This is a genomic window from Streptomyces sp. NBC_01003 (assembly GCF_045162695.1).
GTDB lineage: Bacteria > Actinomycetota > Actinomycetes > Streptomycetales > Streptomycetaceae > Streptomyces.
Window position 1 is genome coordinate 10188675 of sequence record NZ_CP108707.1, and the last position, 14569, is coordinate 10203243.

At 69.2% G+C, this 14569-nt stretch carries 14 protein-coding genes and 2 pseudogenes; 9 read left to right on the top strand and 7 right to left on the bottom strand.

Annotated features, from left to right (window positions below; genetic code table 11):
• The first annotated feature begins 166 nt into the window (after positions 1 to 166).
• The 3 genes from OG698_RS47090 (at position 167) to OG698_RS47100 (ending at position 2633) form a co-directional block, all read left to right on the top strand.
• Positions 167 to 727, top strand: a complete 561-nt coding sequence (locus OG698_RS47090; RefSeq protein WP_406110547.1) for a hypothetical protein — start codon at positions 167 to 169, stop codon at positions 725 to 727.
• A gap of 233 nt (positions 728 to 960) precedes the next feature.
• Positions 961 to 1878, top strand: a complete 918-nt coding sequence (locus OG698_RS47095) for an aminoglycoside phosphotransferase family protein (protein ID WP_406110549.1) — start codon at positions 961 to 963, stop codon at positions 1876 to 1878.
• A 551-nt stretch (positions 1879 to 2429) separates the two neighbouring features.
• On the top strand, positions 2430 to 2633 hold the full coding sequence (locus OG698_RS47100) for a hypothetical protein (RefSeq protein ID WP_406110551.1): 204 nt from the start codon (positions 2430 to 2432) through the stop codon (positions 2631 to 2633).
• Positions 2634 to 2677: 44 nt separating this feature from the next.
• Here OG698_RS47100 and OG698_RS47105 read toward each other — a convergent pair whose 3' ends face one another.
• Both OG698_RS47105 and OG698_RS47110 read right to left on the bottom strand, forming a co-directional pair.
• The gene (locus tag OG698_RS47105) at positions 2678 to 4048 is read right to left on the bottom strand and encodes an APC family permease (protein WP_406110553.1); all 1371 of its coding nucleotides are present in this window, start codon (positions 4046 to 4048) and stop codon (positions 2678 to 2680) included.
• Positions 4045 to 4923 carry a carbon-nitrogen hydrolase family protein gene (locus tag OG698_RS47110; RefSeq protein ID WP_406110555.1) on the bottom strand — a complete coding sequence of 293 codons (879 nt, stop codon included), beginning with the start codon at positions 4921 to 4923 and terminating at the stop codon, positions 4045 to 4047. Before OG698_RS47110 ends, OG698_RS47105 begins: the two co-directional genes overlap by 4 nt.
• Positions 4924 to 5135: 212 nt before the next feature.
• Here OG698_RS47110 and OG698_RS47115 point away from each other — a divergent pair, with 212 nt between their 5' ends.
• Together OG698_RS47115 and OG698_RS47120 are read left to right on the top strand one after the other, a co-directional pair.
• A complete protein-coding gene (locus tag OG698_RS47115) occupies positions 5136 to 6032 on the top strand; it encodes a LysR family transcriptional regulator (protein ID WP_406110557.1) in 897 nt (298 codons plus the stop codon).
• A gap of 276 nt (positions 6033 to 6308) precedes the next feature.
• On the top strand, positions 6309 to 7265 hold the full coding sequence (locus tag OG698_RS47120) for a hypothetical protein (RefSeq protein ID WP_406110559.1): 957 nt from the start codon (positions 6309 to 6311) through the stop codon (positions 7263 to 7265).
• Positions 7266 to 7750: 485 nt separating this feature from the next.
• On the opposite strand, the gene OG698_RS47125 is transcribed toward OG698_RS47120, so the two are convergent.
• Positions 7751 to 9574, bottom strand: a complete 1824-nt coding sequence (locus OG698_RS47125) for a hypothetical protein (protein WP_406110561.1) — start codon at positions 9572 to 9574, stop codon at positions 7751 to 7753.
• A gap of 403 nt (positions 9575 to 9977) precedes the next feature.
• On the opposite strand from OG698_RS47125, the gene OG698_RS47130 reads away from it, so the two are divergent.
• The 4 genes from OG698_RS47130 (at position 9978) to OG698_RS47145 (ending at position 11715) form a co-directional block, all read left to right on the top strand.
• A complete protein-coding gene (locus OG698_RS47130) occupies positions 9978 to 10262 on the top strand; it encodes an epoxide hydrolase N-terminal domain-containing protein (RefSeq protein ID WP_406110563.1) in 285 nt (94 codons plus the stop codon).
• Positions 10193 to 10549, top strand: a complete 357-nt coding sequence (locus OG698_RS47135) for an epoxide hydrolase N-terminal domain-containing protein (RefSeq protein ID WP_406111699.1) — start codon at positions 10193 to 10195, stop codon at positions 10547 to 10549. The genes OG698_RS47130 and OG698_RS47135 overlap by 70 nt, the downstream gene beginning before the upstream one ends.
• Entirely contained in the window at positions 10486 to 10668 is a 183-nt protein-coding gene (locus tag OG698_RS47140; protein ID WP_406111795.1) for a hypothetical protein, read from the top strand. The genes OG698_RS47135 and OG698_RS47140 overlap by 64 nt, the downstream gene beginning before the upstream one ends.
• A gap of 708 nt (positions 10669 to 11376) precedes the next feature.
• Positions 11377 to 11715 (top strand): MerR family transcriptional regulator, encoded by a 339-nt coding sequence (locus OG698_RS47145; RefSeq protein ID WP_406110565.1) that lies wholly within the window; start codon positions 11377 to 11379, stop codon positions 11713 to 11715.
• Here OG698_RS47145 and OG698_RS47150 read toward each other — a convergent pair.
• The 4 genes and pseudogenes from OG698_RS47150 to OG698_RS47165 form a co-directional block, all read right to left on the bottom strand.
• The gene (locus tag OG698_RS47150) at positions 11689 to 12042 is read right to left on the bottom strand and encodes a cupin domain-containing protein (protein ID WP_406110567.1); all 354 of its coding nucleotides are present in this window, start codon (positions 12040 to 12042) and stop codon (positions 11689 to 11691) included. The genes OG698_RS47145 and OG698_RS47150 overlap by 27 nt on opposite strands.
• Before the next feature lie 46 nt (positions 12043 to 12088).
• Positions 12089 to 12408, bottom strand: a pseudogene (locus OG698_RS47155) (carboxymuconolactone decarboxylase family protein).
• A gap of 52 nt (positions 12409 to 12460) precedes the next feature.
• Positions 12461 to 13237, bottom strand: a pseudogene (locus OG698_RS47160) (SDR family NAD(P)-dependent oxidoreductase).
• 43 nt (positions 13238 to 13280) lie between these two features.
• Positions 13281 to 14543 carry an MFS transporter gene (locus OG698_RS47165; protein ID WP_406110568.1) on the bottom strand — a complete coding sequence of 421 codons (1263 nt, stop codon included), beginning with the start codon at positions 14541 to 14543 and terminating at the stop codon, positions 13281 to 13283.
• Positions 14544 to 14569 lie beyond the last annotated feature (26 nt).

Here is a 14569-nt window from a genome sequence, read left to right on the forward strand (position 1 = left end):
CGGCCAAGTGCGCACTCATCGACCACCCGACAGACGCAGCCCTCGGCGTGCCGAGGTCTTCGCCCCGGTGAGCGGGTACCGGGGCCGGGTTCCGCTGCGGATCTTCGCCTGGCCTTCCGCCGCCCACGGGTACTGGGCGCGTCCGCGTCCCGGTAGCGTCCGTTCCATGATCGCCGTCGATGCGCTCGTCCGCCTCTGCCCTCCGCCCGTCAATCCGCCACCCGCGGTGGACTGGGCGGAAGCCGAGCGGGCCCTCGGTGCGGCTCTGCCTGCCGACTACAAGCAGCTCGTCGAGACATACGGCGACGGCATCTTCGACGAGACGATCTGGCTGCTCGTCCCCGACTCCGCCTACGACGACTGCGACCTGCACGCGCAGATGACGGAACGGGACGAGGTCCTGGCCGACCTCTGGGAGTTCGAGGACAAGCCCGCCGGCCTGCAGAAGGCGGGGGCCAGGGTCCTGCCGTGGGCATTCGAGGAGGGCACGGGGGCGTTCCTGTACTGGTTGGCGCGGCCCGGTCAGCGCCCCGAAGAGTGGACCGTGCTCTACAACGAGGGGCGCGGCCCCCTGTGGGAACACCACGACATGGGGTGCCTCGCGTTTCTGCTGGCGGTGCTAACCGGTACGGCGGAAACGGAGTACTTCGGCTACCTCTACGAAGTGCTGAAGCCGACGGTGCACCGCTTCGCGACGGCCGATCAGATCCTTGGAACGGCCGGGTAGTGACGCCGTCGCCCGCTGTCGACGACCTGGCTCGCCGCTGGCACACGTGACTGAGTGCGGTACTTGGCCAGACCGGCCAAGTACCGCACTCAGTCACAGCACGACAGTTTGCGAGGGGAGCACGACAGTTTGCGAACGTGTGGCCAGTGACTGATCTCTCGCCAGGAAGGTTGAGTGGCGAGATCTTCCGGACAGTGAGAGCTGCCCCGCCTGCCCCGATACTGTGGCTTCGCATGACCAACTCTGAGATCGAGATCACCGCAGACCTGGTCCGTGACCTGCTGCAGGAGCAACATCCAGACCTTGCAGCGCTGGCCATCCGCGAGGTGGCGGGCGGTTGGGGCAACCAGATGTGGCGCCTCGGGGATGAGTTGGCCGTGCGCATGCAGCGCATGGACCCCACCCCAGAGCTCCAGTTCAAGGAGCGGCGGTGGCTACCCGTGCTGGCTCCGCGCCTGCCGCTGCCGGTGCCGACCCCGGTGCGGTTCGGCGAACCGTCCGAGCGCTTCCCCAAGCACTGGACCGTGATGACGTGGGTTCCCGGCGAACCGCTGGACCAAGGCTCGATCAGCCGCGGCGACCACGCGGCCGACACACTGGCTGGTTTCCTCAAAGCACTTCACGTGGAGGCGCCCGCTGACGCGCCGATCAGCTCGGACTTCGGCGCTCACCCCAAGAAGTGCACGGACGGCTTCGACCACTTCTTCTACGCCGTCGTCCCCGATGGCCTCGCCGACGATGTCCGGGCCGTCTGGGACGACGCTGTCGCGGCGCCAGAGTGGGAGGGCCCGCCGCTCTGGGTGCATGGCGACCTTCATCCCGCGAACGTCGTCGTCTCGGACGGAACGCTCTCGGGCATCGTCGACTTCGGTGCCATGTTCGCCGGCGATCCGGCATGGGACCTCGCCGCCGCATGGGTGCTGCTGCCCGCGGGCACGGCTTCACGGTTCTTCGACATGTACGCGTGCGCGGACGAGGCGGCGATCCGGCGCGCCCGCGGGCTGGCCGCTATGAAGAGCCTCTTCCTGATGCTCATGGGGCAGAACGGAGATCGGGGCCTTCCCGGCGGCAAGCCGAACTGGGGACCTGTAGGCCGGGCGGCACTCGATCGTGTTCTTCAGAGCCGGTACTCATCCCCGTCCCGGCCGTGATCCTTCTCGATCCGTAACGGCACGGACGCCGACGCCGAACTGGTGGGCGCGACCTCGCAGCACCAAGGCGAATGGGAGGCCAACCTGCAGGGCACCCTCATGGCGCCCGCCTCCCGCGCCGTCTCCGCCGTCCTCTCCTTCAGAGAGACCGGGCCACACGGCTGTCCCCGGCCCGTTGTCAGTGCCGGGTCCAGAGTGAGGCGGAGCGTTCCTCGACCGTCGGCGGCCGGGGAACGCTCTTGCGCATGCAGGCCCGAGGGCCGCGTCCTAGGCTGGAGGTCCGCCAGGGGGCCTGGAGGTCTGCCATGCCCCACGCCGTGTGGTCCGGCGCGATCAGCTTTGGCCTGTTCACTTCTCTGAACTCAGGGCGGCGCGGTCCGCGTTCACCACTCATAGGCGTCTACTGCCGGTTGCGTCGGTTGTACTTTGCCTTGGCTACGCGTCGGCGGACAGCGCTCCCGACCGACACGCAGAACCTGATCAGCGTGGCCGTGCCCCGACGCGCGTTGTTCATGATGCAGCCATAGGCCGCAATGCACGAGGACAAGGTCATGGAGAACGTGATCGCGCTCCACTTCCCCCGGGCCGGCGAGGAGGCGTACGCGGCTGGTCTGAACCGCCGCCGCGCCATCCGCTCTGCCGTGTGCTGGCTGATGGACGCGCTTCCCTTCGTCGAGTTCGCCGCAGCCAGCCCTGGAGGGCAGGGCGAAGGGCAGCTCGGAGGGGGTGCGGCCGCACCTCACCCCGGCCGGTGACGGCGTTGCGATACCGCACGACGAGCCCAGGCGAGGGAGGGGAGCTACGCGGTGACCGTGTCCGTGGCCGCGGTGTCGTCGTCGAAGGTCATCTCCGGTGCGGGCCGGCGGAAGCCCTTGGTCAGGACGGCCAGGTAGACGACGCCGATCGCCAGCCAGACGACGCCGATCTGGAGTGCGACGTGACCGAGCTTCGTGAGCAGGTAGAGGGAGACGGCGGCGCCGACGGCCGGCATCACCAGGTACGAGAAGAGGTTGGGGGTGCGGCCGTGTCTGCGCTCTCGGACCAGGTGGGCGATCACGCAGACGTTCACCAGGGTGAAGCCGAGGAAGGCGCCGAAGTTGATGAATGAGGTGGCTGTGGTCAGGTCGAGTTTCATGGCGATGACACCGGCGGCCGCGGTCAGCAGCAGGTTCAGGACGGGCGTGCCGGTCTTCTGCGACAGGTTGCCGAAGACGGCCTTGGGCAGTGCGCCGTCGCGTCCCATGACGTACATGAGGCGGGCGGCGGAGGCTTGCAGGGCGATACAGGAGGCGATGGATCCGGCGATGGTGACGAAGTTGATGATCTCGGCGTACGTTGTGCCGCCGACCTGGACCTTCAGGTGGTAGGCGGCCGCGTCGACGTCGGCGAACTTCGCGCCGGGGTGGACCAGTTGCATCACGAAGGACAGCCCGATGAAGATCGCTCCGGCGGCGATGACGCAGCCGATGATGCCGCGGCCGATCGTCTTTGCCCCGCCCCTGGCCTCCTCGCCCAGCGTGGAGACGGCGTCGAAGCCGAGGAAGGAGTACGCGGCGATGGCGGCGGCCGCGGTGACCGCGCCGATCGAAGTGCCGGAGTTCCACAGGGCGTCCGTGGCGGGGGCGGAGGAGCCGTGCTTGCCGAGGAAGACGACACACAGGGTGGCGAAGAGGACCAGCGACCCCAGAGCGATGAACATCAGGACCTTGTTGACGCGGTCCGCGAGCTTCATGCCGAAGACGTTGATGGCGGTGGTGATGCCCACCGAGACGATCAGCCAGACCCACTTGGGTATGTCAGGGAACTGGGCGTTGAAGTAGATCGCCGTGATCAGCCAGCCGACCATCGGGATGAAGAAGTAGTCGAGCAGCATCGCCCAGCCGGACAGGAAACCGATGCGGCTGTCGAGCATCTTGCGGGCGTAGGTGTAGACCGACCCCGCGCCGGGCACGGCGCGCGCCATCTTCGCGTAACTCAGTCCGGTGAGCAGCATCGCGAGGGTGGCGATGGCGAACGCGGTCGGGGCCGCGCCGTCGCTGGTGGCGGCGACCACACCGAAGATCGTGACGACGATGCCGGGGGAGATGTAGGCCAGGCCGAACAGGACGACGGAGAGGAGGCTCAGGTCGCCCTTCAGTCTCATGGTGTTGTCTGTGGTCTCGCTGTTCATCGTGGTGGCTCCTCGGTGGTGTGGGCGGGGTTCCAGGTGGCGGGGTCGATGCGGCCCCCGTACAGCGGGAGCTCGAGGGCTGGGTCGCCGGGGCGGAATTGGTCCCAGATCCGGTTGAGACCGGCGGTGCCGTAGCGGCGGACGTTGCTGACCTCGTCGAGGTCGATCACGTCGGTGAGGGTGGAGTCGCCGGCATCGACGGTTTCGGCGCGCACCGTGCCCTGTGGATCGATGACGAGGCTGCGGCCGACCCCGGACGGGGCGGCGGAATTGACGCTGGCGACGAAGACCTGATTGGTGATGGCGTTGGCGCGGCTGAGGACGACTTCCTGCGCGCGGTCGCTCGTCGACGTGCGGACCACGTTGACGATCAACTCGGCTCCCATCCAGGCCAGATGGCGGGAGATCTCCGGGAACCAGGTGTCGTAGCAGATGGACAGGCCGATGCGGCCGACCCCGGCGAGGTCCACGACCTCGAACCGGTCGCCGGGCGTGGTCGTCTCGTACGGGCGCCACGGGAAGACCTTGCGGTACGCGGTGAGTCGCTCACCCTGTGGTGAATAGACCGGTGTCGTGTTGTGGACGCGGTCGCCGGTGCCTCGTTCGTAGACGCTGCCGGGTACCAGCCAGATGCCCAGATCCCCCGCGAGCTCGGCGAAGGCCGCATCGCGTTTGCCGTCGAGCGGCTCGGCGGCCTTCTCCGGGGTGGCCGGGATGCCGGGGGCGCTCTCGCCGAGGTGCAGTTCGGGGTAGACGACGAGGGCGCCGGGTGCGCGCAGTTTCACGCGCCGCTCCACGTCGGCGGCAAAGCCTGCGAGGTCGTCGGCCGGGCGGCCGGGCGCCTGGGCGAGGATCAGGGGCAGGGGGCGGGCCATGCGGGGACACCAACCAATCGAAGGGAGGGCTCTACGAGGAGAAGCCGACGGAGATTCGGGCGCCGACGGACAGAGATTCCGGAGGGCGGGGCCGAGGGTGGGACAAGAATGCAGCCAGTCAGCCATAGCTTCAAATACTTGTGAGGGTTGATTAGCATGCCTTTGAGGCATGAAGGTGTCATGCCTCCTCCGTCTCCCGAGGGACCACCGCCATGGAACTCCGAGTGCTGCGCTACTTCCTGACCATCGTGGAGACCGGTTCCGTCACCAAGGCTGCCGAGGTGGTCCGCGTCGCCCAGCCCTCGCTGTCGCGCCAACTGCGCGGCCTGGAAGGGGCCTTGGGGATGACGCTCTTCGACCGCGGCGGCAAGCAGATGGTCCTGACGGCGGCCGGCCGGCGCTTCCTTCCCCTGGCCCGCGACCTGGTCGCCCGCGCGGACGCCGCCGAGTCCGCAGTCGGTGCGCTGGCTGCCGGTCGTGCCATGCGGATCACCGTGGCGGCGCCGCCCACCACCATCACCGACGTGATCGCGCCGTTCCTGGCCACCTGGGGGCCGGAGGATCCGCTCGTCACCGTGCAGGCGGAGAGTCCGGCACATGCGTACCAGGCCCTTGCGAGGGGAGCCGATGTAGCCATCTCCTCGGCACCTCCGAGGCGCCGTTTCGCCGGGCTCCCGGTGGCCCGCCTGCCGCTGTGGGCCTATGTCCGTGCCGACCATGCCTGGGCGGACCGGGACCGCGTCACCATCAGGGAACTTGCCGCGGAGCCCCTCATCGTCCTCACCCCGGCGCACGGCACCCGCCGCATCCTGGACCATGCCGTGCAGGATGCGGACGCCTCGTACGACATCGTGCTCGAATGCGACACCCCGCACGTCGCACAGGCCATGGTGGCTTCGGGCCATGGTGTCGCGGTGGTCTCCGACGATCCCCGCTTCGACCTGCACCCGCTGCTGATCCTCGACAGCACGGGCGAACCGCTGCAGATCCACCTGCACGCGGCGTGGGACGCCAGCCACTATGCGCTGCGCAGCATCGAGGCATTCGCGGCCGGGTTGTCACGTTTTTGTGTCGAGCGGTACGGGCCCCAGGTCGCCGACCGCCTATGAACTGCAGCGACGACCGCAGACCACGGCCCTCACCACGATGCGAAGCCGATCCGACGGTCGGCAGGCCCCCGAGAGCTGGAGGTATGCCTGGCGGGCAGCCCGCCCAGACCGGGCAGGCATTGGACGGTGGCCCCGGCGCGCCCCACCATGCGGCGATATCCCGCATCAGCTGCCGGCCCGAGACGACTGGCGCAGCAGCTCGCGGGCCGTGCGCAGAACGGTCGCCGCGGCCTCGGGAACGCCGGCGGGCACGACCAGGTCCTCAACGAGGTGTGCATGGCATTCTTCTCAAATCGTCGCGGACGGGCACGTCTCGTCCTGGAGCTCGACGACGCTGCCCTCAGCCGGCTGCTGAAGTCCCTCCAGGCGACGACAAGTACGGGCACGATGGCGACGACGGACCTGTGCATGGCCCAGGTATCCCGTCTCCTGGATCAGAGCCGGGCCGACTGGGACCGCCGCACCCACCAGCTCTCCGTGCTGGCGTACCGCCTGTCCGAATCGCACGGGCCCCGTGCCTGGGCCGCTCGTGAGCCGCGCAACGCGAGCGCGCTCGTCCTCTCCGCATGGGCGCAGCTCGAACGCGGACGTTCCCGGGGGCGTCTGGAGGACGCGGCCGGCATCGCCGACAGCTGTCTGCGCGCCGCCGAACTGGCGCCGGAGGACCCCACTCCCTGGGTGGTCCTGGTGGGTCTGTCACGGCTGGAGCGCCGCAGTCAGCCGGAGGTGTTCGGCCTGTGGCACGAGGTACTGACCCGCGACCGCTGGAACCGCGAGGCGTATCTGAGCATGCTGCGCTATCTGGGGCCGGAGGAGATGGGATCGCGCGTCCAGGTACTGGACTTCGTCGACGCGGTCCGCGCCCGCACACCCGCGGACGCGCCCTGCGCGGCCACCGAGCTCACCGCCCAGGTTCTGCAGTACCAGTCCGTCCTCGCCCGGGGCGGAGTCGAGGCGCTGATGGCACGCAACCACTGGTCCCACGCATCGGCCGCCCAAGCCCTCGACCGTGCGGCACGCACCTGGGCCCGGCCCGGGTTCTTCCACCACGCGGCGGCCCTCGCCGACCTGAACCTGCTGGCCTACGCGCTGATGGCCGCCGAGCGGCGCGGCGAGGCCCGTCCGGTCTTCGAGGTGATCAACGGTACGGTCGCGGCCTGGCCCTGGAGCGCCGGAGGCGACCCGGTGTCCGAGTTCGAGAAGGCGCGGATCAGGAGCGGCACCGGCGTGTGAGTTGCAGGGCCCCACACCTCGGCACGGCGGGCGGACAGTCAGCAGTGTCATGTTGCGCACGCAATCGACGTCGAGGGTGGTGGTGCACGAGCTGCGGGCGTACTTCGTGCAGCGATACGGGGCTGGCACGGCCCCCGCCCCAAACGCCCGGGAGCGGGAGCGCCTGTGGCGGCGGGGGCCGCGCCGACGGCTCAGCAGGTACGCGAGCGGGTGCTCAGCTGGTGCTCAGCGACGCGTCGTCGATGACGAACGACGTCTGGAGCGAGTCGTCCTCCGTCTCGGAGAAACGCGGCGTCGGTGTTGGACCAGGTGGCTGGCGGATGCGCGGTGCCGAAGCCGTCGATCCAGGCGAACCACGTGCCGCTGTGCGGCACTTCCCGCGCGTTGTCGGACACGACCTTGTCGTCCGCCGTCCACGGCGACGCCGCCCCGGTCTCGAAGCCGCCGTTGCCGAGCAGCCGGCCGGCCGTGCACGTCCCGCCGCCTCAGCCGCCTCCGCCGGTGGCGGCCAGCTTGTACGCCTGCGCGGCCGCCGCCGACCAGTCGAACTCGTTGTTGTCGCTGAAGTAGTAGTACGTGGCGCCGTTGGGCAGCATCGCCGCGGTGATGCCGCCGAAGCCGGACATGAACGGCACGTACACCGGGCTGGTGAACACCGGGTTGTCCGCCGAAGTGAACTGCCGGGCCCACAGGCCGTCCTGGTACTGGTAGGTCTTGCCGGTCGTGTCGGCGGTCGTGGTGATGCCGCGGTTCGCCGGGTTCTGTTGCATCGCGTCGGCGAGCATCGTCGGGTCGAGCTTCTGCACGCCGCGGATCTTCCCGCCGTCGGCGTTCAGGAACCGGCTGACCTTGGCGATGTCGTCCTGCGTGTAGAACAGGCCGTATCCGCCGAACGGCTGCCCGGTGGCGCTGTTGTCGGTGCGCTCGGTGGTCAGCACGTCCGGGCTCAGGTGCAGCGGGACCAGCACCTGGTCGCGGATCCAGCGGTAGATGTCACTGCCGGCGCCGGCCTTTGACACCAGGTAGTTCTGCATCGCCCGGGCCAGCACGAAGGTGTCGGAGGAGTGGTAGACCCACTGCGTGCCGGGCGCGGCGGAGTGCGGGAAAGCCAGCGCGGCGGCCATCTTCGGCCCGTACGCCTCGGCGTCGAAGAACGCCGTCATGCCGCTGCCGGACTCGTCGGACTCGAAGGCGCTGGAGGAGTAGTTGCCGGTGGCCATGTTCGCGGTGTCCTGGAACGTGACGCCGGTCCAGGCGGAGGTGTCCGCCTCGCTGACCCAGTCGCGGATCAGCTGCGACGGCACGGACGAGCCGTAGACCTGCGTCAGCCGCATCAGCAAGATGCCGGCGAACATCGTCTTGGCCAGCGAGTACGACGGCAGCACCATCTGGTTGCAGTACGGGTATGCGCCCTGCCGGGTCCGACACGCGCCGACGTAGTTCACCCCGCCGTAGGACACGCCGTACGTACTCAGCGCCGAGGCGGTGACGCCGCTGCCGAACGCGCTGGTGTCGATGCCGGCGTTCGGGTGGTCGGTGCTCAGCGCGCTGATCGGCTTGGTCGGGATGCGGTTGGCGACCTCGGCGGCGTACGCGTTCTTCAGGTCGGTGTCACCGGTCACGGTGTGCCGGGAGTAGGTCGCGCCGACCTGGCCCCACATGTCGAACTGCAAGTACTCGCACGTCTCGTGCACGATCTGGTAGCGGACCCGGGAGATCGTGCTGCCGTCGAAGAGGAAGGTCAGCAGGCCGTTGTGCACGCAGTTGGCGTTGCGCTCGACCAGCGCGAAGGGCAGCGAGACGCGGGTGCGGCCGCCGTCGCCGTTCTCGTTCCAGGCGCGGCCGCCCCCGACGATCAGGTTCCAGTACGCGCTCCCGGTGATCTGCAGGCCGCGGACGGCAGGGATGACGTGGCTGCCGTTCTGCACGAGGTCGATGCTCACCGGCGGCAGGTGCTTGAGCGCGGCGGTGGACGCGTAGTTGTAGGTGTCCTTGATGGTGCTGAAGCCTCTAGCGGTGGCCACGCCGTTGAGCGTCAGGGTGCCCTCGAAGGTGTGCGTCGGGGCGGCGGCCGCCGCGGGCAGCGCGAAGGCGTCGTCGGCGACGGTGCCGGTGGCCGCGCCGCTGGTCAGGGCGGCGGCGGTCAGCACCGACCTGGTCACGGCGCCGCTGCCGGTGAGCGGATCACCGGGTACGGCGGTCGCGGCGTACGCGGGTCTCGCCGCCAGCGGTGAGAACGGCACGAGGGCCAGGGACAGCATGAGGAGGGCCAACACGGCACAGCGGCGCCGGGCGTACAAGAGGGACACGGTGAACTCCTCGGGAACGCGAAGGGGTGGTGCCCGCATTCTGGGGACGCGCGGTGCTGCCGTCGAAGACCAATTGGGGTTCGACTGCATGCCTCGAAGGCATCGGCGGGGGTCAGAGGTCACGGGGTGCGCAACCGCCGCTGGTGGGCTGCCGGCAGCCGGGCGAGGAACTCGGCGGTGTGGCGCGGGACGTCGAGCGTGGCAACACAGGTGACCAACGTGAAGCCTCTGGTTCAGCAGACGATCTTGTGGTGAGAACCGTCCTACCAGGGGCTTCAAGCCGCCCAGCCCGCGACGGCCCGGGCGGCGCGGACACGCCACCCACCTCACCTGCGCCGTGCAGGTCACCCGAGCGACCTGCCACGGAAGCGGACCTCCGGTGACCGTCACTAGCTTGGGCCCCATGACTGCCTCGGCCGGCATCCGGCCCTTCCGCATCGACGTACCGCAGGCTCAGATCGACGATCTGCACCGCCGCCTGGACGCCATGCTCTGGCCCGACGAAGCGCCCGGGGCAGGGTGGACGCAGGGCATCCCGCTCGGCTACACGCAGGATCTGCCCGCTACTGGCGGGCCCAAGAAGCCCGGCTCAACGCGTTTCCGCAGTTCCGTACCGAGATCGACGGGCACGACCTGCACTTCCTCCACGTCCGCTCCGCGGTCACGGGCGCGATGCCCCTGCTGCTGATCCACGGATGGCCAGGCTCGATCGAGGAGTTCCTCGACATAGTCGGGCCGTTGACCGATCCGGAGGCCCATGGTGGTGACGCCGCGGACGCCTTCCACGTCGTCGTGCCGACGCTGCCGGGCTTCGAGTTCTCCGGGACCGCCACCGGCTGGGCCCCGCCCCGGGGTGGCCCGGGCCTTCGCGCAGCTGATGCGCCGACTCGGCTACCACCGCTACGCCGCTCATGGGGGGCGACCTCGGCTCACAGGTCTCCCGGCAGCTGGCGATCACCGACAGCGAGCAGGTGATCGGCATTGCTCTCGCCCTTCCGCTGTTTGAGGTCGAATATCTCGCTGTCGACCACGCAGAAATCTATGTCGGCCAGAGTAGACATTGGGTGGTGGCGTGGTTATGGTTTCTCTCGTAGCCAAAAGGTCAGCAGGGCCCGGCAGAGATGAACTGCCGGGCAGTGGTGCAGAAGTTGCAGTGCGTAGGACGGTGTGGTGGTGGAGTTCCGAAGCCAGGGTTGTTGCAGGACGGCGGCGGGGCTGGCGACCGGACCGGGTGGCCCGCAGTGATCAGGGGCCGCCGCCGGCGGGACCGCGGTCAGCAGTGGCGGTTCCCGTCAGTGCAAGTTCGCAGTACCCAGCAGTGAAATTGGTGAGCAGTACCTCGGTGAAGGCGTCGGCTGCGGGCGCGCGCACCGGGAGGTTCGGTAGTGGGGTTCTAAGCCAGAGCAGACGCAGGACGGGCGACGGGGCTGGCTGCCGAAGAGTGGCGCTGCCACAGGCCACGCAGCAGTTCGCAACACCAGCAGTACGCAGTAGAGCAGTACCAGCAGTATCAAGTCCCCCCGTTTAGTAAGTGGTTGATTACCGAGGGAAGAACGGAGGAACGAGCGCCATCAGGATCGCCCGGGCGGAGTGTTGAGCCCGGGTACCGCAGGACATCGATAGTGAGGTGGTCTCCGGTCAAGCAACCGCGATCCCCGCGTCCCCGACAACTCCCAGGTCGGGTCGGCGGACACAGAAGGCCGGCGCAGTTCCAGGGCCGGCAGATGGTGTAGATGTTCCTTCGGGGCCCTGGTGCCATATGGCACCAGGGCCCCTCAAGCGTGTTCCACAGAGAGGTGCAAATGACAGCAGACGACTCGTTCGACCGTCTCGAGGACGAGGACTACCCCGCCTACACGATGGGCCGGGCCGCCGAAATGCTCGGCACCACCCAGGGCTTCCTCCGTGCCATCGGTGAAGCCCGTCTCATCACCCCGCTGCGCTCCGAGGGCGGCCACCGCCGCTACTCCCGCTACCAGCTGCGCATCGCCGCCCGCGCCCGGGAACTCGTCGATCAGGGCACCCCCATCGAGGCCGCCTGCCGCATCATCGTCCTCGAGGACCAGCTCGAAGAGGCCCAGCGCATCAACGCTGAATACCGCCGCGCCGCCGAATCAGCGAACCCGACGACCGCGGCCTGAAACAGCTGAGACCTGCAACTCTCCCAGGAGCTTCGCGGTGCCGCCGTGCCAGTGCTCCTCACCGGCCGGGCACTTGACGATCTGTCCGGCGCTGACACGCACGACGCTGCCGTCGCGGGTACCGACCAGACCGTCCCCGTCGGTGATGTAGAGGGTCTGGCCGTTGGCGTGGCTGTGCCAGTTGGTGCGGGCGCCAGGGGTGAAGCGGACCAGGGCTGTGGCGAGGCGGGCGGGTTCGGTAGGGGCCTCGATCATGTTGAGGTAGACGTCGCCGGTGAACCGCTCGGTCGGCGCCTTGGCCGTCGGGGTCGAAGTGATGTGCTCCATGGCCTTCATCCTTGTCAGGTGGGGGCGTTGGGGTGAGCAGGCAGGTTCAGGAGGAGTCGCGCTGGTCGGCGATCTTCTTGAGCCTGTTGATCGCGGTCATGGCGTTGGGCCAGCCCGCGTAGAAGGCGAGATGGGTGATGGCTTCGGACAGCTCCTGCACGCTCAACCCGTTGTCCAGGGCAACGCTCAGGTGGTAGTCGAGTTGCTCGCTGCGGTAGAGGGCGGCCAGCGTGCGGTGACCAGGCTCCGGTCGCGGGGCGAGAGACCAGGGCGGTTCCAGATGTCACCGAAGAGGACGTCGTTGGTGACCTCGACGAGCTTGGGAGCGATGTCCCTCAGTTCCTCGGGGGCGGACTGCTCGGGCATGGCAGGTCTCCTTGTTCTGCAACGGTCTGATGGTGCGGTGAAAGGCGAGCGGCTACTGGGCGGTGTAGCCGCCGTCGACGGGCAGGGCGATGCCGGTGACGTAGCTGGCGCCGGGGCTGGACAGCCACAGGACGGCCTGGGCGATGTCGTCGGCGGTGCCGAGACGGTCGATGGCTTGGCCGGTCTCGGCCTGGGTTCGGTCGAGTTCTCCGCCGTTGACCATGGCGTCGACCATGGGGGTGCTGATGGTGCCGGGGCAGACGGCGTTGATGCGGACGCCGCGTGCCCCGTATTCGAGTGCGGCGCTCTTGGTCAGGCCGATGACGCCGTGTTTGGAGGCGTGGTAGGCGGCGCGGCCGGGGTTGCCGACGAGGCCGCCGAGGCTGGAACAGTTGACGACTGAGCCGCTTCCCTGGGTGCGCATGTGGCGCAGTTCGTGCTTCATGGCGGCCCAGATGCCGCGCAGGTTGATGTCCTGGACGCGGTCGAACTGGTCGGCGCTTTAGGCTGCGGCGTCGGTGGGCGGGGGCATGATGCCGGCGTTGGTGTAGGCCATATCGAGCTGTCCGAAGGTGTCCACAGTGCGGTCGACGGCGGCGGCGACCTGGTCTTCGTCGGTGACGTAGCAGACCAGAGCGAGGGCTTGGTGCCCGTTGTCGGTGAGTTCCTTCGCGGCGGCGGTGACAGCCTTCTCGTCGATGTCGGCGAGGGCGACGGCGGCGCCGGAAGCGGCGAACGCCCGGGCGGCGGCCAGGCCCATGCCTGAGCTGGCGCCGGTGATGAAGGCGACCTGCGCGGTGAAGTCGTAGGTGGGGTTTTCGGGGTTCATGGGGGTGCTCCAGGTAGGTGAGGTGCGGGACGGCCAGACCGGTTCAGCTCCGCGCCGACGTCGCTTCAGCGGTCTCCCGCGCTGCCGGGACAGGCGTGTCGGGAACGCCGTGGGCGACCGTGCGCGTCGTCCGGCGCTTGGTGGTGACGGCCAGGGCGATCAGCGGCAGCAGGGTCAGGCCCGCGAAGACGGCACCGACCAGGGCGGGCCCGGTCACACCGAGGGAGGAGGCGAGGGCCTGCCCGGCGAGCGCGGAGCCGGCCGCGATGCCGGTGTTGTACGCGGACGTGGTCAGCGCGGAGGCCAGGGTGGGAGCGTCGCCAGCGACACGGACGGCGAGGGCGGTGACGACCGGGTTGATCGTGAACCCGGCCAGGGCCATGAGGAAGATCAGGGCGATGGCGGCGACCGGGGTGGTGGACAGCGGGATCAGCGCGAGCAGGATCAGCGCGGTCGCCGCGGCGGCCGGGATCGTCGTGGCCATCGGGCACAGGTCGCCGAACCGGCCGCCGATCGCGGTGCCGCCCAGCGCGCCGGCGCCGAAAGCGATCAGCACCAGGGGCACGGCACCGTCCGGGATGCCGGCACGGTCGGTCAGCAGCGGGGTGATGTAGGTGTAGACGGCCAGAACACCGCCCATGATCAGCACGGCCGAGGCCAGCGCCAGCCACAGCCGGCCCTGGCGCAGTGCCCGGATTTCGTCCCGCACGGACACCTGGGTGCGTTGCTCCGTTCGGGGGATGAAGCGGCCGATCACGGTGGCGGCGAGGGCGGCGAGCGCGGCCAGGGCCCAGAACAGTCCGCGCCAGCCGGTGATGTGCCCGACCAGCGACCCGGCGGGGACGCCCACGACGTTGGCCAGAGTCAGGCCGCCCATCAGCACGCTGACGGCCCGGGTGGCGTTCGCGGGCCCAGCGGCGGTGGTGGCGATGACGAAGCCGACGGCCCAGAACGCGCCGGTGGCCAGCGCGGTGACGAACCGGGCTGCCAGGACGACGGTGAAGGAACTGGTGAGGGCGGCCACGACGTGCCCGGCGGCGAAGGCCGCCAGGGCGAGGACGAGGGTGAGGCGCTGAGGCAGGCGCAGGGTGGCCAAGGCCATGGTCGGACCGCCGACGATCATGCCGACGGCGAAGGCCGTGATCAGCAGTCCGGCGTGGGAGACGCTGGCGCCGAGGTCGGGGGCGATGTCCGGGAGGATGCCGGCGATGACGAACTCGGCGGTGCCCATCAGGAAGGTGCCGGCGGCGAGCACCCACACGACGAAGGGCAGCTTGCCCGGCGCGCGAGCGGCGGGAGCGGACATACGGGGAACTTCTCCTTGGGAAGGGG

Bases quoted from the DNA above. Each gene is read 5' to 3' on its own strand.
- OG698_RS47090 (WP_406110547.1), top strand. From the start codon at position 167: ATGATCGCCGTCGATGCGCTCGTCCGCCTCTGCCCTCCGCCCGTCAAT.
- OG698_RS47095 (WP_406110549.1), top strand. From the start codon at position 961: ATGACCAACTCTGAGATCGAGATCACCGCAGACCTGGTCCGTGACCTG.
- OG698_RS47100 (WP_406110551.1), top strand. From the start codon at position 2,430: ATGGAGAACGTGATCGCGCTCCACTTCCCCCGGGCCGGCGAGGAGGCG.
- OG698_RS47105 (WP_406110553.1), bottom strand. From the start codon at position 4,048: ATGAACAGCGAGACCACAGACAACACCATGAGACTGAAGGGCGACCTG.
- OG698_RS47110 (WP_406110555.1), bottom strand. From the start codon at position 4,923: ATGGCCCGCCCCCTGCCCCTGATCCTCGCCCAGGCGCCCGGCCGCCCG.
- OG698_RS47115 (WP_406110557.1), top strand. From the start codon at position 5,136: ATGGAACTCCGAGTGCTGCGCTACTTCCTGACCATCGTGGAGACCGGT.
- OG698_RS47120 (WP_406110559.1), top strand. From the start codon at position 6,309: ATGGCATTCTTCTCAAATCGTCGCGGACGGGCACGTCTCGTCCTGGAG.
- OG698_RS47130 (WP_406110563.1), top strand. From the start codon at position 9,978: ATGACTGCCTCGGCCGGCATCCGGCCCTTCCGCATCGACGTACCGCAG.
- OG698_RS47140 (WP_406111795.1), top strand. From the start codon at position 10,486: ATGGGGGGCGACCTCGGCTCACAGGTCTCCCGGCAGCTGGCGATCACC.
- OG698_RS47145 (WP_406110565.1), top strand. From the start codon at position 11,377: ATGACAGCAGACGACTCGTTCGACCGTCTCGAGGACGAGGACTACCCC.
- OG698_RS47150 (WP_406110567.1), bottom strand. From the start codon at position 12,042: ATGGAGCACATCACTTCGACCCCGACGGCCAAGGCGCCGACCGAGCGG.
- OG698_RS47165 (WP_406110568.1), bottom strand. From the start codon at position 14,543: ATGTCCGCTCCCGCCGCTCGCGCGCCGGGCAAGCTGCCCTTCGTCGTG.